Source organism: Isoptericola sp. NPDC057559, assembly GCF_042801555.1.
GTDB lineage: Bacteria > Actinomycetota > Actinomycetes > Actinomycetales > Cellulomonadaceae > Isoptericola.
In genome coordinates this window covers 21,353-41,810 of sequence record NZ_JBHVFQ010000020.1, presented here as the reverse complement: position 1 = coordinate 41,810, position 20,458 = coordinate 21,353, and the positions used below count along the sequence as shown (strand labels likewise).

14 protein-coding genes are annotated in these 20,458 nt (G+C 70.5%); 11 read left to right on the top strand and 3 right to left on the bottom strand.

The features are described 5' to 3' along the window. Positions 1–19: 19 nt before the first annotated feature. The 7 genes from ACFU5J_RS16615 to ACFU5J_RS16585 are packed head-to-tail and all read left to right on the top strand — an operon-like array spanning position 20 to position 11,684. Positions 20–895: a 3'(2'),5'-bisphosphate nucleotidase CysQ gene (locus tag ACFU5J_RS16615; protein ID WP_430579461.1), complete on the top strand. Its 876-nt coding sequence runs from the start codon at positions 20–22 to the stop codon at positions 893–895. Beyond that, complete coding sequence (cysD, locus tag ACFU5J_RS16610) at positions 892–1,794, top strand: sulfate adenylyltransferase subunit CysD (protein ID WP_430577164.1); 903 nt, start codon at positions 892–894, stop codon at positions 1,792–1,794. The genes ACFU5J_RS16615 and cysD overlap by 4 nt, the downstream gene beginning before the upstream one ends. Positions 1,795–1,797: 3 nt before the next feature. Beyond that, entirely contained in the window at positions 1,798–3,117 is a 1,320-nt protein-coding gene (gene cysN, locus ACFU5J_RS16605) for a sulfate adenylyltransferase subunit CysN (protein WP_430579460.1), read from the top strand. Between the two features lie 57 nt (positions 3,118–3,174). Then, positions 3,175–6,672, top strand: a complete 3,498-nt coding sequence (locus ACFU5J_RS16600) for a CDP-glycerol glycerophosphotransferase family protein (RefSeq protein WP_430579459.1) — start codon at positions 3,175–3,177, stop codon at positions 6,670–6,672. Between the two features lie 29 nt (positions 6,673–6,701). Further along, positions 6,702–9,083, top strand: a complete 2,382-nt coding sequence (locus ACFU5J_RS16595) for a LicD family protein (RefSeq protein WP_430579458.1) — start codon at positions 6,702–6,704, stop codon at positions 9,081–9,083. 10 nt (positions 9,084–9,093) lie between these two features. Further along, positions 9,094–10,275 (top strand): hypothetical protein, encoded by a 1,182-nt coding sequence (locus ACFU5J_RS16590; RefSeq protein ID WP_430579457.1) that lies wholly within the window; start codon positions 9,094–9,096, stop codon positions 10,273–10,275. Continuing rightward, positions 10,275–11,684 carry a discoidin domain-containing protein gene (locus tag ACFU5J_RS16585; RefSeq protein WP_430579456.1) on the top strand — a complete coding sequence of 470 codons (1,410 nt, stop codon included), beginning with the start codon at positions 10,275–10,277 and terminating at the stop codon, positions 11,682–11,684. Before ACFU5J_RS16590 ends, ACFU5J_RS16585 begins: the two co-directional genes overlap by 1 nt. Here the strand turns inward: ACFU5J_RS16585 and ACFU5J_RS16580 are convergent, their stop codons facing one another. Further along, on the bottom strand, positions 11,685–13,781 hold the full coding sequence (locus ACFU5J_RS16580; RefSeq protein WP_430579455.1) for an acyltransferase family protein: 2,097 nt from the start codon (positions 13,779–13,781) through the stop codon (positions 11,685–11,687). A gap of 324 nt (positions 13,782–14,105) precedes the next feature. Between ACFU5J_RS16580 and ACFU5J_RS16575 the strand changes: the two genes are divergently transcribed. The 4 genes from ACFU5J_RS16575 (at position 14,106) to ACFU5J_RS16560 (ending at position 18,235) form a co-directional block, all read left to right on the top strand. Beyond that, entirely contained in the window at positions 14,106–14,411 is a 306-nt protein-coding gene (locus ACFU5J_RS16575) for a hypothetical protein (protein WP_430579454.1), read from the top strand. A 474-nt stretch (positions 14,412–14,885) separates the two neighbouring features. Next, positions 14,886–15,248, top strand: a complete 363-nt coding sequence (locus ACFU5J_RS16570) for a hypothetical protein (RefSeq protein WP_430579453.1) — start codon at positions 14,886–14,888, stop codon at positions 15,246–15,248. A 174-nt stretch (positions 15,249–15,422) separates the two neighbouring features. After that, on the top strand, positions 15,423–16,436 hold the full coding sequence (locus tag ACFU5J_RS16565; protein WP_430579452.1) for a GT-D fold domain-containing glycosyltransferase: 1,014 nt from the start codon (positions 15,423–15,425) through the stop codon (positions 16,434–16,436). Between the two features lie 128 nt (positions 16,437–16,564). Then, a complete protein-coding gene (locus ACFU5J_RS16560) occupies positions 16,565–18,235 on the top strand; it encodes a glycosyltransferase family 61 protein (RefSeq protein ID WP_430579451.1) in 1,671 nt (556 codons plus the stop codon). Here ACFU5J_RS16560 and ACFU5J_RS16555 read toward each other — a convergent pair. Beyond that, complete coding sequence (locus ACFU5J_RS16555) at positions 18,210–19,046, bottom strand: class I SAM-dependent methyltransferase (RefSeq protein ID WP_430579450.1); 837 nt, start codon at positions 19,044–19,046, stop codon at positions 18,210–18,212. The two genes, ACFU5J_RS16560 and ACFU5J_RS16555, sit on opposite strands and share 26 nt — an antisense overlap. 86 nt (positions 19,047–19,132) lie before the next feature. Next, complete coding sequence (locus ACFU5J_RS16550) at positions 19,133–20,344, bottom strand: CDP-glycerol glycerophosphotransferase family protein (RefSeq protein WP_430579449.1); 1,212 nt, start codon at positions 20,342–20,344, stop codon at positions 19,133–19,135. Positions 20,345–20,458: the final 114 nt, after the last annotated feature.

The following is a 20,458-nucleotide window of genomic DNA, read 5'->3' as shown; positions in this document are numbered from 1 at the left end:
CCGCCTGCCGAGGAGCCGCATGCCGCAGTCCAGCCCGTCCTACCCGGACCCGGTGCTGCCCGACGGCGATCTCGCGGTCGCGCTCGCCCGCGGTGCGGGCGAGGTGCTGCTCGGCCTGCGGGCCGAGGTGGACTCCGCCGGCGGCGGCTTCGTCGCCGCCGAGCTCAAGGACGCCGGCGACGCCGCGAGCCAGGCCTGGCTCGCGGGGGCCCTCGCGCACGCCCGCCCCGGCGACGCCGTCCTCTCCGAGGAGGCGAAGGACGTCGGGGCCCGCGCCACCGCGGACCGCGTCTGGATCATCGACCCGCTCGACGGCACGCGCGAGTTCGCCGAGCGGTACGCCGACGGCGAGCGGGCCGGCGCCTGGCGCGACGACTTCGCGGTCCACGTGGCCCTGTGGGAGCGCGGCTCCGGCCGCGCCGACGGGCTCACGGCCGGGGCCGTCGGGCTGCCGGCGCGCGACGCCGTCCTCAGCACCGTGTCCGTCGGCGCCGAGCCGTCGGGCGCCGACCAGGTGCCCGCCGGCGCCCGCCCGCTGCGCCTCGCCGCGAGCCGCAGCCGCCCGCCGGAGTTCGTGCGCGACCTCGCCGCCCGCGGCGACGTCGAGCTCGTGCCGATGGGCTCGGCCGGCGTGAAGGTGGTCGCCGTCGTCGACGGCACCGTCGACGCGTACGTGCACGGCGGCGGCCAGTACGAGTGGGACTCCGCGGCGCCCGTGGCCGTCGCCCTCGCCGCGGGCCTGGACTGCACCCGCCTGGACGGCACCGCGCTCGAGTACAACCGCCAGAACCCCTGGCTCCCCGATCTCTTCGTCTGCCACCCGGCCGTGGCGTCGCGCCTGCGCGCGGCGCTGACCTCGGTCGGGGTCGACATCAAGGAAGGTGCCCAGTCGTGACGTCCCACGTCCTGAGCCAGCTCCGCAGCCTCGAAGCGGAGAGCATCCACATCATCCGCGAGGTGGTGGCCGAGATGCAGCGCCCCTGTCTGCTCTTCTCGGGCGGCAAGGACTCCATCGTCATGCTCCACCTCGCCGCCAAGGCGTTCGCGCCGGCGCGGATCCCGTTCCCGATCATGCACGTGGACACGGGCCTGAACTTCCCGTCCGTGCTCGAGACGCGCGACCGCTGGGTCGAGAAGCTCGGCATCCAGCTCGTCGTGGCGTCCGTGCAGGACGCGATCGACCGCGGCCTGGTGCAGGAGGAGCCCAACGGCTCCCGCAACCGCATCCAGACCCCGGTCCTGCTGGAGGCCGCGGAGAAGAACGGCTTCGACGCGCTGTTCGGCGGCGGGCGTCGCGACGAGGAGAAGGCGCGCGCCAAGGAGCGTGTGTTCTCCTTCCGGGACGACTTCGGCCAGTGGGACCCCAAGAACCAGCGGCCCGAGATCTGGGACCTGTACAACGGGCGCGTCCACCAGGGCGAGTCGATCCGCGTGTTCCCGCTGTCCAACTGGACCGAGCTCGACATCTGGGCCTACATCGAGGCGGAGGAGATCGACCTCCCCGACCTGTACTTCGCCGCCGAGCGCGAGGTCGTGGACCGGGGCGGCATGCTGTTCGCCGTCAACGAGTTCACGCCGCTCAAGGACGGCGAGACGTCCGAGGTGCGCTCCGTGCGCTACCGCACGGTGGGGGACGCGAACCTCACGGCCGCCGTCGCGTCGACGGCGTCGACCCGCGCGGAGATCGTCGAGGAGGTCGCCGCCGTGCGTCTCACCGAGCGCGGCGCCACCCGTGGCGACGACAAGGTTAGCGAGGCCGCGATGGAGGACCGCAAGCGAGAGGGCTACTTCTAAGCCATGAGCACCGAGACCCAGACCCCGTCCGCCGCCTCCCAGCAGGCGATCGACACGTCGGCCGACCTGCTGCGCTTCGCCACGGCGGGCTCCGTGGACGACGGCAAGAGCACCCTCATCGGGCGGCTGCTGTTCGACTCGAAGACGATCTTCGAGGACCAGCTCGAGTCGGTCGAGCAGGTGAGCAAGGACCGCGGGAACGACTACACGGACCTCGCGCTGCTCACCGACGGCCTGCGCGCCGAGCGCGAGCAGGGCATCACCATCGACGTGGCGTACCGCTACTTCGCGACGCCCAAGCGCAAGTTCATCATCGCGGACACCCCCGGCCACATCCAGTACACGCGGAACATGGTCACCGGCGCCTCGACGGCCGACGTCGCGCTCATCCTCGTCGACGCGCGCAAGGGCGTCATCGAGCAGAGCCGCCGCCACACGTTCCTCGCGACGCTCCTGGGCGTGCCGCACATCGTGGTGTGCGTCAACAAGATGGACCTCGTGGACTACTCCGAGGAGGTGTTCGAGAACATCCGCCGGGAGTTCACGGACTTCGCCTCGCGCCTCAACGTGCCCGACCTGACGTTCGTCCCGATCTCCGCCCTCGTCGGCGACAACGTCGTGAACCGCAGCGAGAACACGCCGTGGTTCGACGGCCGGCCGCTGCTGAGCCACCTCGAGTCGCTCCACGTCGCCAGCGACCGCAACCTGCAGGACGTGCGGTTCCCGGTGCAGTACGTGATCCGGCCGCAGTCGCACGACGCGCGGGACTACCGCGGGTACGCCGGCACGGTCGCGAGCGGCGTGCTCAAGCCGGGTGACACCGTGCGCGTGCTGCCCTCCGGGCTGGAGACCACCATCGAGGGCATCGACACCGCGGACGGGCCGGTCGCCGAGGCGTTCCCGCCCATGTCGGTCACCGTCCGGCTCGCCGACGAGATCGACATCTCGCGCGGCGACATGATCTGCCGCCCGAACAACAGCCCGGCCGCGCTGCAGGACATCGACGCCCAGATCTGCTGGATGGACGAGTCCGCGCCGCTGGTGCAGGGCAAGAAGTACGCCATCAAGCACACCACCAGCTGGGCGCGCGCGATGGTCAAGGACGTCAAGTACCGCGTGGACGTGAACACGCTGCACCGCGACGAGGACGCCACCGAGATCCGGCTCAACGAGATCGGTCGCATCCAGCTGCGCGTCACCAAGCCGCTCTTCGTCGACTCGTACCGCCAGAACCGCCGTACGGGTGCGTTCATCCTGGTGGACGAGGCCACGAACAAGACCGTCGCGGCGGGGATGGTCGGCGCCCTCCCGCACTCCTCCTGAACCCGGGAGCCCTCCCGATCCTCCCGGGTCTCCCGTCCTGCGCCTGATCGCGAGTTGATGACCACCGTGCTTTCGAACTTCCTGCGGTCCACCTACCGCCGCCTGCCCGCCTCCTGGCGGGCGCGGGTGACCGAGCTGCGTCGCCCGGGTCGCCGGACGCTCGTGTCCGTCATCGTGCCGGTGTACAACGTCGAGCGGTACGTCGGCGAGTGCCTCGAGTCGATCCTCGCCCAGACGCACCGCAGGCTCGAGGTCGTCGTCGTCGACGACGGGTCGCCCGACGACTCGATCTCGGTGGTCCGCGCGATCGCCGCGCGCGACCGTCGCGTCCGGATCGTGCGGCAGGAGAACGGCGGACTGGGCGCGGCGCGGAACACGGGCGTGCGGAACGCGCGCGGCGAGATGCTGTGCTTCGTCGACTCGGACGACACGGTGCCGCCGAACGCCGTCGAGGTCATGCTGACGTCGCTGACGCGCAGCGGGTCCGACTTCGCGGTCGGCTCGCTGCTGCGGGACACCTCGGGCGGCCGGCACATGCCCCCGTGGGCGCGCAAGCTCCACGACCGGACGCGCACCGGCGTGACGATCGCCGAGGAGCCGGACGCGCTCAAGAACGTCTTCGCGTGGACGAAGCTGTTCCGCGCGGAGTACTTCCGCCGCGTCGTCGGCGGCTTCCCGGACGGCCTCTACGAGGACCAGGTGCCGTCCGCGAAGGCGTACCTGCACGGCCGGTTCGACATCGTCGAGGACGTGGTCTGCTTCTGGCGGATCCGCGACGACGAGTCGTCGATCACGCAGCAGAAGTCGACGATGCGGGACCTCACCGGCCGCTGGCGGATGCTCGACGAGCTGCACGAGGTGATGCGCGACGCACCCACCTCGGTGCGGCAGGCGTGGGAGGCGAAGGTCGTCGGCTTCGACATGCGCCTCTACTACGAGCAGGTGCCGCGCACCGGCGACGAGTACTGGGACTTCCTCCGCGCGGAGGTGCAGGGGTTCCTCGGCATGGCGGGGTACGAGCGCCTGCGGGAGGTGCCGATCTACGACCGGCTGCTCGCGGCGGCGGCGTACCACGGCCTGCGGGACGACGTGGTCGAGCTCGTCGCCCGCCGGGAGTCGATGACGTGGAAGGTGCACGGCGTCGCCGCCGACGGTCACGTGACCCTCGGCGCGGACTACCTGGAGGGCCTGGAGCTGCGCCCGGACGGCGTCGTGGACGACCTGGACCCGGACGCCGAGATCGTGGGCCGCGTGGCCGACATCGCGCTGGACGACGACGGGTCGCTCACCGTGGAGGGGAGCGCGTACCTCGCGTACGTCGACCTCGCGGGCACGTGCAGCGAGATCACCGTGGACGCGGTCCCCGAGGACGGCCGCCGCGTGCCGGGGCGGGTCGAGCGCTTCGCCGACGAGACCATCGACATGCGCGCGGTCGACCCGTGGAACGACCACGCGGCGTCCGGGTTCCGGGCGCGGTTCGACCTCTCCGAGCTGGTCTCGCCGCCGTACCGCCTCGAGGTCGGGGTGCGCGTGGAGGGCGTCGAGCGCGTCGCCCCGCTGCCCGTGCCGGACCCGCGCACCGGGGGACGGCTCCCGACCTTCGGCCGGCTGGACGCCGACGGTCGGTGGTTCGTGGACGCGCCGTCCGGGACGGACGCCCTGGAGCTGCGCCGCACGACCCCCGCCCGGGTGCCCGTCGAGGACCTCCGCGTGTCGGGCCGCCGCGTGGAGCTCGTCCTGGCGGCGGGCGCGCCGGAGGTCCGCAGCTGCGTGGCGCGGGCCGGGACGTGGACCGTGCCCGGGGTGCGGCAGCAGGAGGAGGGGCGCGAGGTCTTCGCCTTCACGCTGCCCGAGGCGCTCACGACGGAGGGCCTGCGGACGTGGGTCTTCGCCGCCCGCCCCGCCGGGGGTGGCCGCGAGCTCCGGTTCTCGTGGGCCGCGCCGAGCAGCACCCTCGAGCCGGTCACCGGCACCAGCGTGCTCCCGGCGGCGACGCGGTTCGGGAACGTGGTCGCGCAGACCGGCCCGGTGCTAGGAGAGATCGAGGAGCTGAGCCTCGGCCGCGACGGCCTGCGCGTGCGCGGCTGGGCGTCCCTGTCCAAGGAGCTGCCCCGCGAGCAGCTGACGCTCGCGCTGTGGCACGAGGTCGCCGCCGGCAGCGAGGTCCGCCTCGACCTCGACGCCGACGGCGCGTTCGACGTCCTGCTCCCGGTCACCGACGCGGTCGGCAGCACGCTCTCGAGGTCGGTGAGCTTCGTGATGGTCCTGTCGGTGGGCGACGTCGTGATGCGGCCGCGCGCGGCGGCGCGCCTGGTCCGCTCGCTGCAGCTCGAGCTCACGGACGGGGTCGTGTCGGCGTCGGTCTCGGCGACCCCGAAGATCGGCTCGGTGAGCGTGCGCCTGCGCACGGCGCTCGACGACGGCGAGCGGAGCCGCCGGGCGCAGCACCGCCTGTACCTGCGGTACCGCCGCGCCGAGCAGGCCCCGCTGGACGCTGTGCTGCTCGAGTCGTTCGGCGGCAGGACCGTCGGCGACTCGCCGCTCGCGCTGAGCCGCGAGCTGCACCGGCGCGGCGACGCCCGCCCGCAGTACTGGTCCGTCGCCTGCCTGTCGACGCCGGTCCCGGAGTGGGCCACCCCGGTGCTGCGCTACTCGACGGCCTGGTACGACCTGCTCGAGCGCGCCACGGTGCTCGTCAACAACAACAACTGGCCCTGGTACTTCCGCAAGGGCGCGCACCAGACCTACCTGCAGACGTGGCACGGCACGCCGCTGAAGCGCATCGGCAACGACGTGCCCGGGGCGAACCTCACGATCACCTACCGCCGCCTCATGGTGCAGGAGGCGCGGAGCTGGGACTACCTGCTCGCGCAGAACGACTACTCCGCGGAGATCTTCCCGGGGGCGTTCGGCTACGACGGCCTGATCGTCACCCAGGGCTACCCGCGCAACGACTCGCTGGTCGACGGCACCGCCGACGCGACGCGCCGGGCGGTCCGCGAGCGGCTGGGCCTGCAGGACGACGCGCGGGTGCTCCTGTACGCCCCGACGTGGCGCGACAACATCAAGGAGGGCGCCCGGTACGGCCGGGTCGCGTTCCTCGACTTCGACGAGCTGAGCCGCGCGGCCGGTCCGCGCACCGTGGTGCTCTACCGCGGGCACTCGAACACGGCGGGCTCGTCGAGCGAGCTGCCGGACGGCGTGATCGACGTGACGCACCACCCCGACGTGAACGAGCTGATGCTCGCGTCGGACGCGCTGGTCACGGACTACTCGTCGATCATGTTCGACTACGGCGTCCTGCGGCGGCCGATCTACCTCCTGGTCCCGGACCTCGAGCTGTACGGGTCGAAGACCCGCGGCTTCTACCGCGACCTCGTCGACGTGGCACCCGGTCCGCTCTGCGCGGACACGGCCGAGCTGGTGGCCGCGCTGGGGGCCGACCACTGGTCCGCGTGGGGCGCCGCGCACGATAGGTTCGTCGCTGAGTTCGCGCCCCTCGACGACGGCGCGGCCTCGGCCCGAGTCATCGATGCGGTCAGCCTGTCCGCCTGACCCGCACCCATCCAGTACCGGAGCACATCATGTCGATCTACCGTTCTGCCCGGGCCCGCGTCGTGCAGGAGGCGAAGACCCGCCTCGGGCGTCGGCGCCCGGACACCTTCGGGACGCGGCGATTCCGCCATCTCCTCGACGACTACGAGGTCGCGCCTCTCGTCGAGGAGGACGGCAAGGTGCCGGTGAACTACTTCACGTACCGCCCGAACTTCGGCGACCTGCTGTCTCCCTGGCTCGTGCAGAAGATGACCGGCCGCGACGTCGTCGTCGCCGACCGCAAGAAGCTGCACTACGTGGTGATCGGCTCGATCATCAACCAGGCCACCAGCAAGTCGATCGTGTGGGGGAGCGGCACCTACGGCACGGAGGGCAAGTCCGAGGTCTCGCCCAACGCGCACTACACCGCCGTCCGCGGGCCGCTGACCCGCGCGAAGCTCGGCGCGCACAAGGGGTTCGGGATCGAGGTGCCGGAGGTCTACGGCGACCCGGCCCTGCTGCTCCCGCTCTACTACATGCCGGAGGTGCCGATCACGCACGAGTACGGCGTGGTGGTGCGGTGGAGCGAGCGCCGGTGGGCGAAGGCGACGTTCGGCCCCGGGGTGAAGGTGATCGACTTCGCGCGGAGCGACGTCGAGGCGGTGGTCCGCGAGCTCCTCTCGTGCCGGAAGATCGTCACGTCCTCCCTGCACGGGCTCATCGTGGCCGACGCGTACGGCATCCCGAACGCCTGGCTGGCCTCGGACTCCCCGCGCGGCGGCGTGTACAAGTTCTACGACTACTTCGCGTCGGTGGAGAAGTTCCGCAACCCGCAGACCTTCGACCTGACGTCGGGCCCGGTCACGCAGGAGCGCCTGCGCGACGGCCTGACGTTCGACGGCGCGGCGATCCGCTACGACTACCGCCCGCTGCTCGACGCGTCGCCCTTCCTGCGCCGCAAGTCGCGCGCCCGCTCCGGTGACGCCGCACGTCCCCTGGCGCGGGAGCCGGAGACGCGCCTGGTCTCGCAGCCCGGCCTGTCGACGCTGATCCCCTCGCTGGGCTACTTCGGTGGCAACGCGGTGAACTACCTCCCGGTCGAGACCGGAGGGCCGGTCTCCGAGATCCGGGTCTTCCTCCCGCAGTCCGAGGGCCAGCTCGACCTGCGCGGCGTCGAGCTCTTCTCCGGCGGTCGTCGCCTGGTGATCGACGAGTCGCGGGCGACCGTCTCGCAGAGCTCCGGCGTGGAGCGCCCGGGCGGGCAGGCGAGCCCGTTCGCCCTGGGCGGGATCAGGACGAAGCGCGAGCAAAGGGCCTGGTGGTCGGTGCGGTTCGACGCGCCCGTCGACGCGACCGAGGTCCGGGTGCTCAACCGTCTCGACGGCTGGGGATCTCGCGCGCGCGCCCTCACCGTCGCGGTGGCCGGGATCGACGGCACGTTCCGGACGATCCGCTCCGTGGGCTCCGACCGCGTGATCGCTGCGACCCTGGCGCTCGTCGAGCGGATCACCGAGCAGAAGATCGACGAGACGGCGCTGTCCTCGAAGGAGGGGGCGGGTGCCGTGCGCGCAGAGGTGCTGGCAGAGCTTGCCCGCCGCGCGGGGGAGGGGCTGCTCACGCCCGACCGTGAGGAGCAGCGACTGCTCGCCTCGTTGATCCGCACCCACCGGCTCGAGGACGGCGAGTTCCTGACCGACGACGAGTGGACCCTGCTGGGGCACCTGCTCGCCGCCGAGCGTCTCCGGCTCCCGTCCACGGCGACGTCGATGCGGACGTTCCACCTGGTCCTCGACTCACGGACCGCCCTCAGGCGACTCGAGGTGGAGGTGAACCGCGCGGGGGAGGTCCTCGGGACCCCTCCGGCGATCCTGTCGCGTCACCGCCTGATCGACGTCGGCGGGCTCCGCAACCGCTCCGACGACTACGTCGCGGCCATGCAGCGCGCCACGGCCGTCCTGGAGGAGTGCGGCTACCCGGCCATGCTCGCGTACGGCACGCTGCTCGGAGCGGTGCGCGAGAGCGACTTCCTGGCGCACGACGACGACGTCGACATGATCATCCCCCTGCAGGCGTCCTCCGAGAAGGAGGCGCGGGAGGTGCTGCGCGGGCTGCACGGCCAGCTCCGCGACAAGGGATGGAAGGTCACCCGGCCGAACGAGTACATGAACTTCCACCTGGGCGACCCGGAGACGAAACTTCACATCGACGTCTTCCCCCTTCTCGTGGACGGAGAGCGGTCCCAACTCCACATGGAGAAAATGAAGCTGCGTGAGGTCCCGACCGACATGGTGCTCCCGCCCGCCACCGTCACCTTCCTTGGTCACGAGATGCTCGTACCCGCGGATCCGACGCGCTTCCTCACAGAGCGTTACGGCGAGACGTGGTCGACCCCGGACCCGTTCTACGACTGGCCCTGGGCCCTTCGTGACTGACGGCGGAGGCATGCGGGGCTGGTTCGGGAGGTCGCGCCGTGAGGAGGCCTCCACACCGGCCCCCGAACCGGTCGTCGTCCTCTTCTGCTACGGCGGGAACAATAATTTCGGTGACGACTACCTCCTCGACCTGTGGATCCGGTGGTATCGCTCGAAGGGGATTACTGTCGTCGTGCCAACGGTCGACGACTGGATGTCCGCTCTCTACTTCGGCGACGGCGGGGTGCATCTTTCCGGGTGGATGGCGCAGGTCGCTCAGCAGGAGCGGCGCAAGCGCAAGTCCGTCACGGATCTCGGTGAGGCGCTCCTCGAATCGGGTGGGGCGGCCGCTGGGCGCATTCTCGCGACAGAAGGCCCCTGGAAGGACGTGGTTCCGCGAATCCGGGGGATCCACCTCGCTGGCGGCGGCTATCTGAACTCGTACTTCGAACGGGGCTGGCTCATGGCTGCGACCCTGACCGATCTCGGGCGGCGGCTGTCCGTCCCGGTTTTCGGCACCGGCCTCGGCCTGACACCCATGCCCGAGAGCGTTGCTCTCTCCAGCGAGGTCCTGTCACGGCTCGACCGACTGGAGGTCCGCGACGAGGAGAGTTTCGCCGCGGTGCGGCGTCTACTGGGATCCTCGAGCAACTTGGTGCAGGGGATCGACGACGCGTTCCTAGCTCCCGTCAGAACTGCCTCCGACGCGCCTCGGGAGGGGACGCTCACCATCTGCGTGCAGTCCGACATGGAGGGAGCGGCGCTGCACGACTCCCTCGTCGACCGGATACAGTCCACGGTCGCGCTGAACCCGGGACGACCGGTGCGATATCTGGAATTCTTCGGCCCCGACCGCAAGTTCCGGCAGCGGCTCGCGGAACGCGTGATGATTGACGAGCTCGTGACCAAGCCGGTCCTCTTCGCCGGCGGGCTGCCGGTCACGGCGCAGGATGTGGTCGTGACCACCCGTTTCCATTTGCACCTCCTGGCATCTCGGGCCGGTGCGCGCGGAGTCTTCGCCTCGGCGCGTGCGGGCTACTACGACACCAAACACGCGTCGGTGGTCCGGTGCGGCAGCAGGTGGTCGAGCCTGGATGAGACCGGCTCTGGCGCTATCGACCTTGGTTCGTTGTCCACGCCGCGGATCGACGAGCGCTCGCTGGTGCGCCAGAAGCGGGAGCTGGCGGGAATGCTCCTTAAGGAGGTCGTGTAGTGGCCGTTCACGATGAGCCGTCCCAGATCGTCGTTGCTTTCCGCACGCACGTATGGACGGACTATGTCGCGAGAGTGGCACGCGATCTCCGGGACGCGTGCGGCGGCCTCCGCTTCGTCGTGGTGGCCGACCAGTCCGCGGGGGAGTACGACTGCCCGGGATTTGAGACGGTGGCCCACACCAGCGATATGTCGGGGTTCGGGCTCCCGCAGACACCTGCCCATCGAACGCTGTGGTTCAACGCCGACTACCCGCTGTACTTCCTGCGCGAGTCTTTCCCCGAGGCCGAGTTCCTCGTGATGCTGGAGAACGACATCGTTGCCTCGGCGGATCTGGGCGAGATCTTCCGGGACGCGCATCGCTCGGGGATCGATCTACTTGCCACGCACGTCGAGGAGGCGCCGGAGGCCTGGTCGTGGCGCAAGACGACGGCCCGGTTGGAGGAGCCTGTCTGGCGGGCGTGGGTGCAGGTGCTCGGTGTGTCCGCGAGGGGCGTCGACGCCTTACTGGCGGGGCGTCGCTCGCTGGTCGAGGGCGACGACGGCACCGAGGGCAACTGGCCGTACTGCGAGGCGTTCATCCCGTCGACGCTGAGCCACGCGAATGGCTTCAGCGTGCGAGACATCCGCGCGCACCACCAGGACGTCGACCTCGACTACTTCTCCGCCCTGTCTACCCACGCGTACGAGGACCCGCGAATCCACGTGCCGAACGGGATCGCCCATCCCGTGCTCCCGGCGGCCGTGGCAGGCGCCAAGAGAGTGTCCAACGAGCAAGAGATCTGGACAGTCCTGGACCCGACGTCCAACCTGTCGCAGGCGCTCGAGCACTGTGACCCCAGCGACTTCTGGGAAGCCCTCTACGCGCGGTTCGGGCGTGTGGTCCGTGATCCTGATGCAAGCTCTCGCCTGGGCCTTGAAGCGGTCGACCGTCGATGGGTGGAGAGTCCACCTCCGGTGAACTGGGCGCTCGGCCGTCCAGCGACTCAGTCGAGCCTCCAGTCCCGACGTCTAGGCGCGCGGTCGCTCAGCGACGACGCACGGCGTGCGACGAACGGGATCCTCCAGGACGGTTCCGGGTTCCACACCGGGCACGATCACCATCCGTGGTGGCAGGTGGACCTCGAGCGGCTGGTCCGAGTCGACCGGGTCGTCATCCGGCACCGCAGCAGAAACCGGAGCCGTGCGCGCCACCTGGAGTTGGAGACCAGCGTCGACGGCAGGGGCTGGAACCTCGTCGCGCTCGTCGAGGGTCCGCACCTCTTCGGGAACGACGCGGACGCCGTGCCCCTCGAGGTGGCGGCGGACCGGTCAGCGGCTCGGTTCGTCCGGGTGACGTCGCGCGTCGCCGGGGTGCTCCATCTTGATCAGGTTGAGGTGTTCGGCACGCCGGTCGATCCCGTCCCGTGATCAGCTGAGCGTCCCGGCATCGCGGAGCTCACGGAGCAGGTAGGGCGCCAACGTCTTGGTGTACGTGGTCGTGAGGTGGCTGTTGTCCCGGTAGACGTTGACCCCGCCGATCACCGACGGGCAGGTCTTCTCGTCGCAGTAGTAGTCCGTCAGGTCGACGTACTTCGCACCGCGGACCTCCTTCGCCGAGGCCGCGAACGTGTTCGGGAACGGGAAGGCCTTCGCGCGCGTCGTGTCGCAGCTGTCGGGCTCGATCACGTCGAGCTCCTCGAGGCACTTCGACGGGCCGGTGCGGTGCCAGGGGTTGTCCCCGAGCGCCACGATCGGCACGTCCTTCTCCGCGACCGGCCGCCAGGCCGCCACCATCTGGTCGCGCTGCTGGTCGGCGTCGCCCGAGAGCATCTTGAGGTACCCGGTCGTGACGATCAGGTCGATGTCCTCGGCGTGGTCCACGAGCCAGGGAGCGAGCTGGTCCTTCCACGTCTCGCACGTCGCGGAGCGTTGCGGGTCGTCGTAGTTCATCGTGCCCGTGGTCCACGCGCAGGTGGCCTTGAGCTGCGGCGTCAGGCTGATCGTGCCCTTCTCCGCCAGCGCGATGAACGCGGGCAGCATGGCGCGGGCGTGCGAGTCGCCGATGAGGACGACGTGCGGGACGTCGGGGTCGTCCACGGGCCCGAACGAGCAGTCCTTGAGGCGGTCCTGGTTGCCCTCGACCCAGCAGTCGGGGTAGTCGGCGTAGTCGCCGCCGACGGCCTCCGGGGCGGGGACGAGCATGCCGTCGAGGTCGGGGTTGTCGCAGGGCTTCTCCGGGTCCATCGACCCGGCGCCGAAGCACGGCGGCATGTCGGCGACGAGCCGGGCCGCGAGCTCCTCCTGCTGCTGCGTGCGGTGGTCGGCGACCGCCAGGCCGGCCCCCGCGACGAGGGCGAGCACGGCGGCGACGGCGGCGGTGAGCCCGAGGGCGCGCCCGGTGCGCTGCAGCCCCCAGCGACGGGTGAAGCGGAACGTGTCCTCGACGTACCGCTTCGACAGCACGGACAGCACCAGCACCGCCAGGAGCAGGGCGACCCGCTCGACGAGCCCCGGCGTGTGCCCGACGACGTACGGCAGGATCACGATCGCGGGCCAGTGCCACAGGTACAGGGAGTACGAGATCTCCCCGGTGTACTGCACGGGGCGCCAGCGCATGAGCGGCGTCGGGCTGAGGGGGCCCGAGGGCGTCCCGGCCCAGATGACGGCGAGGGTGGCGAGCACCGGGAGCACCGCCGCGGTCCCGGGGAACGGGGTCTTCGCGTCGTAGAACAGCCCGCACGCGGCGATCGCGGCGAGTCCTGCCCAGCTGACGAGCGTGCGCCACCGCGCGCCCACCAGGGCAGGGGCCGACCGTGCGAGCACGACGGCGAGGAGGGCGCCGGCCCCGAACTGCCAGGCGCGCGTCGTCGTCACGAAGTACGCGGAGGCCGGGTTGGTCGTGGTGAGCCACAGCGAGTAGGCGAAGGACGCGAAGGTCGCGACCGCGAGGACCACTCCGGTCATGCGGCGTCGCGACCAGCGCCCGCGCGTCGCGACGAGGGCGGCGAGCAGGACGAGCACGGGCCAGACGAGGTAGAACTGCTCCTCGGCCGAGAGGGACCAGTAGTGCTGGACCGGCGAGGGCGCGTTCTCGGCGGCGAGGTAGTCCACGGAGTCCGCGGCGAGCACCCAGTTCTCCACGTAGAGCGTGGCGCCGATGGCCTCGCGGAACCACTGGTGCCACTGCGTCATGGGCACGACCAGCAGCGTCACCACGACGGACACCGCGATCACCAGGTATGCCGCGGGCAGCAGGCGCCTCGCGCGGCGCGCCCAGAACCTGCCGAGGGCGACGGTGCCGGTGGACTCGACCTCGCGCAGGAGGTGGCCGGTGATGAGGAAGCCCGAGATCACAAAGAAGACGTCGACACCGACGTACCCGCCGGGCAGGCGACCCGGCCAGAAGTGGAACAGCACCACGAGCAGCACCGCGAGCGCGCGGAGCGCCTGGACCTCGTACCTCAGGGCCTTGTTGGGGCGTGCGGGAGCCGCGGGGCGCTCGAGAGCGTCGACGGTCTGGCTCACAGCGCGAGGCCGTTCGCTGAGGCGGTGCGGGAGGGCATCTGTGCCACGGGTGAACCTTCGATGGGGGGTGGAGTCAAGGGGACATGCTAACGGCGCCCGCGGCCGTGGTCCCACTCTCCTGAGTCTCATGGATGCTGACAACAGACGTACCTTTCCCGCATGGTTTTGAGCCAGCGCGCAGGACCTGGCGCGCGGGGGGTGGAGACGCCCGGGTCGCTGAGAGCTGCCGGCATCCGTCCAGCCAGGAGGCTCCGTTATCAGTTCCCGCCCACTCATGAGCCGACGCCAGAGGCGATGGCCGATGCGTAGGTTCCGATCGGTCTGATGCTCGCGATGCCGACAGGCCACGTGCTGATCAAGGCCTCGGTGTCTACGTTGCTGCTCGAGCAGAGCGAGACATCCAGCACGTGTTGGCCGCGTGATACCCGGACACGTTCGCCCGAACCCGTCTGGAGGTGGCGCCGCGGAGTGGTGCTGTCACACATCGGGCCGGACGGGCTGTCGGTGTTCACCGGCGGCGTCGACTCGTTCTGCACGTTGCACCCGAACTCCGGGGTGCTCTCGAACCTCCTGTTCGTGCATGGGTTCGATTCCGCTGTCACACAAGGAGTTCCGCACGGTCACGTCTGAGCAACCGCAGACCTCCGCCGACGCGGCGGGCATGGAGGATCGAGGAGGCGACCAAACTCCGCCGAGTCCTCAACCCGCACATGAAGTGGTCGACGATGTCACACGGCGCGGACATCGTTAGTTTCGTTCTGCTCCCATCTGGACCCGCCCTCTACCTTCCCGCGTCGTACTCGTACAACGACCCCTTCCCTTGGGGGTAACCACCCGTTGAACGCCCCCGCCGTGGTCCACGGAGCACCTCGGGGTACGCACGACGGTGCGGGCGCTACCCGCGTTGCGAAGACGCGTGCGACCGCGCACGACCCGGTGGCGCAGGAGCACCTGCGCGTCTGCTTCCAATAGACCGGTGACTACACCTGCGATCGGTGCAAGAAGTGTGTCCGCACAAAGATCGCCCTTGAGCTCGAGGGTCGGCTCGCTGAGTTCACGACGTTCGCCGAGGGAGTCGACGCCGAGGCCGTGCGGGCGTTTGGCGTGCACAGCGAGACCGACCTCGCTTTCGCGCGCGAGAACCTGGCCTTCGCGCAGGTGCAGGAACGCGAGGACATCGCCGGCGCCCTCAGCGACTCGATCGACAAAAACCTGGCCGAGCGATCTGCTCCACCCCCGGCGGTCAGCCAGGACCGAGACGTGATAGACATCCGTGCCCTGCTCGACGAGGCGAATGCAAGGATCGCGCATCGGGAACGACGACCGACAACGCGAGTGTGGGACAACGCTCGGCGGCTCGCGCGACGAGTCGGCTCGGTTCGGCGCCACGACGAGGACGCGCGGCGACAGGGATGGCTGCGCACCGAACCTCCGGCGGGGTGCGGTGGCTCGCCGCGGGCCATGTAGGAGGTTCGGAGTCGGGGCCTCTCGTTCCTGATGGAGGGTCTTTCCGCACCACGGCATGGCCGTGCCCTACCCTCGGGGGCGGCCGGAGAGTCCAGCGAAAGAGCGGGATCGGGCGTCAGGAGGACCGGGATGGGAGTAGGTGGGCCGCGTCGATTGGCGCGGGTGGTGCGAGGGGTGGTCACAGACTTGCGTCGCTCGGCGACCGCGGCAGAGAAGCAGGTGGAGGTTGCCCGCCAGACGAAACGGGCCGCGGACCGGCTTGGCGGAGCGGTCGCCCAATCGTCGCGAGCTGCGGACAAGGCGTCGGACAGGACCTTCAAGCAGCTTCAGGCGGTGACGCGGGCGCTCAAGGAGCAGGCTGCGCTCCTGGAGAAGTTGAGGTCCGAGACCGCACAGCAGGGAGAAGAGCTGCGTGCGATCCGGGTCGCGATGACCGCCGCGAGGATGAAAGTAGTCCATGCGTACGTCGCTGAACATCAGATGAGCTATCGCGAGACGCTAACGGAGCTGGCCGAGCGTGACGTCAGTTTTGCAAGGTTCGGGGACGGCGAGCTCCGGCTCATGGTTGACCCCCTCTATCGGCTTGGGTTCCAGGTCAACAGCCCCGAGCTGGGTACGGCGCTCCGGGCCACGCTCGGGGAGCAGCGCCAGACGCTTCTCATAGGATGGCCGCGCGCTTTCTGGACCGCGCACAACACGAGCATGTGGTCGGTCATCTGGGACGAGGTCGAGCCTCTCCTACCCGCCGGATATCGATTCGGCAACAGCCATGTGTCCAGGCCCGACTGTTTCCAAGAGCTGGGTTTGGAAGCCGTTGAGCTCTGGCGGAAGGTGTGGGACGGCAAGCACGTCGCGATCGTGACGGGTCGCGGGTCGCGCTTCGACCTGATCCCCGAGCTGTTCGACAACCTCGCGGGTCACGAGTTCGTGTACTCGGAGCCGCGAAACGCGTTCTCCGACCTCGACCGGTTGACTGACGAGGTACTCGGACGCGCCGACGTCGACCTGTGCCTGGTCTCACTAGGCCCGGCCGGAACGATCCTGACCGACAGACTGGCAACCGGTGGACTCCGAACCATCGATGTCGGCCACATCTCCAGCAGTTACGCGAACGTCTTCGAGGGGAAGCCGCACCCCGAGCATCTTCCCCCGGTGCAGGTCCCCGCGCCCGATGTGTTCCGCTCCTGACGACACGACGGCTGGGCAGTTCATGCCTGCTGACTCTTCGGCAGTGGGGTGCCGATGCCGTCGTCGCGCCGTAGGGCGCGCGCTTGCGCATACTGGGACCTTCGCGACTCTCGCGCGAGGAGAACACCGTGGCACCTGACACGTCGAGGGGGCGGCAGGACAGCACCGGCAGGGGGCAGCGCCGGGTCGTCGTCGTCGCCGACGACAACCCGCCCGACGTGCTGCGCGCCGTCGTCGACCGGTACCGCGGCGACGAGCTGTTCGTCGTCGCCCCCGTGCCGTACGAGGAGTGGCACCTCGACGAGCCGCACCGGTACCTCAAGCTCGACAAGGAGTCGAACGTGCAGTGGTACCTCAAGCTGCACGGTCCGGTCGATCGCATCGTCGACACGCGGCTGAGGTGGCCGAAGGAGCACGAGGCCTCGCTGCGGGGGCTGCTCTTCCACCTCGTCCCCGACGGCGAGTACGTGGTGCCCCGCGCGGCGCTGCGCGGCTACCGGGAGGGGAACCCGCTCGAGGCCCGGCTGGCGACGTTCGCGCGGGCGCTCTCGGGAGCAGACGGGGCCGACGACCTGCCCGAGCTGTCCCGGGCCGTCGCGGAGGTGCGCCTGGACCGCGAGGAGATCGTGGTGCGCAAGAACGGCCGGCACTATCTCAAGCTCTCGGACCGGTGGGCGAACAGGATGCTGTCGACGCGCCGCCTGGAGACGACGACGGTGCACGAGCTCGCGCTGCTCCCCGAGCTCCGGTTCGCCTCGCGGACCACGGTCGACTCCCACGGCGCGTCACGCCCGCGCCGGGGGCTGGAGACGACGGTGGACGTCCCGCCGCTCCACCTGCGGCACTACAGCGGGCGGATCGGGGTGGTGAGCAACGCGCTGACGTTCACCGCGAACGAGATCCTCCCGGACTCCTTCCGCCACCACCTGTCCAATTCCCGCAACCGGCGCCTGGTGCAGGTGGACCAGAACTTCGCGCGCATCCCGCAGCACGTGCAGCCCACGCGGGAGCTGCCCGGCTCCTACTACCTGCTCGACTCCGAGAACTCCGGTCACTACGGCCACCTCATGACCGAGGTGATCTCCCGGCTCTGGGGCTGGGACCGCGCGAAGCGGGACGCGCCGGACCTCAAGGCGGTCCTGAGGCTGCGGCATCCCGGGGAGCGCGAGCCCGTCCTGGAGCGCACCGTCCTCGGGGCGTACGGCATCCCTCCGGAGGACGTCGTGGCCGTGGGGGAGCCGGTGTTCCTCGAGTCGATGTACGCGGCGACGCCGATGTTCCACAACGCCCAGCCGTACTACGTCCACCCGGAGGTCCGAGACGTGTGGCGCCGGATCCGGGAGGGGCTGCCGTCGGAGCCCGGCCCCACCTGGGACCGCGTCTTCGTCTCGCGCAAGGACGAGCTCGGGAACCGGCGGTGCCTCAACCGCGCCGAGGTGGAGGAGTATTTCGCGGGCGCCGGCTTCGAGGTGATCTACCCCGAGGAGCATTCGCTCGGCCGCCAGGCGGAGATCTTCTCGCACGCCCGCGTGGTCGCCGGGTTCGGTGGGTCCGGCATGTTCAACGCGCTGTTCGCGGAGCGTCTCGAGCACCTCGTCGTGCTCACCCACGAGGCGTACACGGCGCGCAACGAGGTGCTGATCGCGCTCCCGCTCGGGGTGCGCCTGCACTACTTCTGGAACCGGCCCGTCGTCCCGCACCCCGAGGGCGGATGGTCGGAGGCGGCCTACAAGTCGGACTGGTCGTTCGACCTGGCGGGCCACCGGCGCGATCTCAAGGCGTTGGTGCGATCCTTCTGACCTTCGCCTGCGCCCACTCCCGGGCGGCGCGGCGCCGCCTGCGGTACTGGTCCGGCTCGGCGAGGGCCTGCCGGATCTCCGCCAGGCCGCGCTCGCGCCTCCGCCAGGGCCGGTCGCCGCGGTGCAGGAGGCCCCACACGGGGCGGCCGAGCAGCCGCTGCGCGTCCCACGCGCCCGTCCGGTCGAGGACGTCCTGCGGCACCGGCTGGGGGTCGTCCCGGACGTAGTCGGCGACGATCCGGTCGTAGGCCTCGGACAGCACGGTGCTCGCCGGATCGAGGCCGAGCACGACGACCGTCCCGGTGGGGGCCGTGTCCACGGGGAGCACGGTGAGGTCCGGCCGGAGGTCGCGCAGCACGTCGGCGACGCGGAACACGTCGCCCGTCCAGGCGTGCGTGTGGCGGTCCCGTGCCGCCTCGTCGACGTCGCGCGGGAGCATGTCGTCGAGCACGACGACGCTGGACCACCGGCAGTGCTTCTCGACGTTGATGAAGTCGCGGAGCGCGTACTCGAACAGGTGCATGCCGTCGATGAAGGCGAGATCGACCGGGCCCCCGAGCCACTCCTTCGGGTCCGTGGTGGCGAAGTACTCGTCGCTGGTGGTGCGGGCGAGCCGCACCGGGGCGCCGAGCTCCTTGGTGATCGAGTAGCCCGGGTCGATCGCGACGCTGCGGGCCGAGGAGAGGCGCAGGCTGGAGCCGTCGGCGACCCCGACCTCGAGGTAGGTCCGTGGGCGCAGCTGCCGGTGCAGGCCGGCGAGCAGCGCGTGCCTGCTGGCGCGGGTCCGACGCCTGGGCTTCTTCGGTGACATGGGTCACATCATGACGGCCCGGTCTGCCGGGGGGAAGGGTAAGCCCCGGCCGGGTCGGACGACCGTGCCCTCGGGGGCGCGAGCGGTCAGATCCGCAGGGTCGCGCGCCGCGCGAGGATCTGGTCGCTCTCGTCGAGGAAGCGCTGGAGGGAGGAGCCGGGCGTGACGTCGCCGAAGTACCGCTCGACGATCTGCTGATAGCGGTGGTGGTCGCCGCCGTCCGAGACGGCGTCGATCACGGCGAGGACGTTGCCGGCGTCCTCGACCCGGAACGTCCGCAGCAGGCCCGCGATGCCCTCCCGGTCGACCTCGGTGGCGGGGTCGGCGGGCTCGGTGAGCAGGAGCGGCTTGCCGGTCGCGAGCCAGTCGAAGGCCACGGCCGAGATGTCGGCGACGCACACGTCCGCGGCCTTGAGGTGCCACCCGAACGCCGAGTCCGTGTCCACGACGTGCCGGGCCGCGGGGTCGGCCCGGTTGGCCGACTCGAGCTTCGCCACGACCGCCTCGTGCAGCTCCCGGTACCGGGGGGCGAACGCGCCCGTCCGCGGGTGCGGCCGGTAGATCACGCGGTGCGTCCCCGTGGCGAGGAGGGCGTCGAGCATCGGGCCGGCGTGCGACGCCAGGGAGGAGTAGCGCATCGACGGCCGGTCGCCCTCCCAGGTCGGCGCGTACAGCACCACCGTGCGACCGTCGTCGGGCAGGGCGGGCCCCTCGTAGTCGACGTCGACCTGGGGCCGGCCGACGCGCACCAGGCGCGTGTCGCGGTCGTAGTCGACGAGGCGCCGGCCGATGCGCTCGTAGGCCGCCTGCCCGGCGATGTACGTGTAGTCGTAGGCCTTGAGCTGGTTCGAGGCCATGTAGTCCTTGTCGGACTCGCCGTGGCTGATGAAGATGTGCGCCGGGTCGCGGAAGCGCAGCATGCGGAAGTTCGTCATGTTCTGGTTGACGTAGAACACGATGCCCACCGACTGCCGGGCCATCCAGTCCTCGGTCTCCGCGACCGTCGGCTGGAGGACGACGGGCAGGGGGCACTCCCGGGTGAGCACGACGGCGGTCTGCACGTCGCGCGCGAGTACGACCACGGGGTGCTTCTCCGCGAGCCGGCGCATGGGCTCGTACCACTGCCGGACCTGGTACAGGTTGACCGGCGGGTCGGCGAAGAAGATCGCCACCTCGAACTTCTCGTCCTCCGTGTGGTGCGTCGCCTGGTGGCGGCTCCACTCGATCCGTGCCTGCCGCCGGTCGAGCGTCGAGCGCACCAGGCCGGACATCGTCTTCAGATCGCGCAGCAGGGGCACAGGTGGAGACCTTCGTGGAGGAGGGGGCGGGGCGCAGCCATCGTAACGGCAGCGTCCGCGGGCCCGTCGGCGGCCCAGGTCTTTATCCATGTAGTCTGGTCGGAATAGTGAAGA

Coding starts and splice junctions, on each gene's coding strand:
- ACFU5J_RS16555 (WP_430579450.1), bottom strand. CDS start 19,046: ATGTCACCGAAGAAGCCCAGGCGTCGGACCCGCGCCAGCAGGCACGCG.
- ACFU5J_RS16600 (WP_430579459.1), top strand. CDS start 3,175: ATGACCACCGTGCTTTCGAACTTCCTGCGGTCCACCTACCGCCGCCTG.
- ACFU5J_RS16615 (WP_430579461.1), top strand. CDS start 20: ATGCCGCAGTCCAGCCCGTCCTACCCGGACCCGGTGCTGCCCGACGGC.
- ACFU5J_RS16575 (WP_430579454.1), top strand. CDS start 14,106: ATGCTCGCGATGCCGACAGGCCACGTGCTGATCAAGGCCTCGGTGTCT.
- ACFU5J_RS16590 (WP_430579457.1), top strand. CDS start 9,094: ATGCGGGGCTGGTTCGGGAGGTCGCGCCGTGAGGAGGCCTCCACACCG.
- ACFU5J_RS16595 (WP_430579458.1), top strand. CDS start 6,702: ATGTCGATCTACCGTTCTGCCCGGGCCCGCGTCGTGCAGGAGGCGAAG.
- cysN (WP_430579460.1), top strand. CDS start 1,798: ATGAGCACCGAGACCCAGACCCCGTCCGCCGCCTCCCAGCAGGCGATC.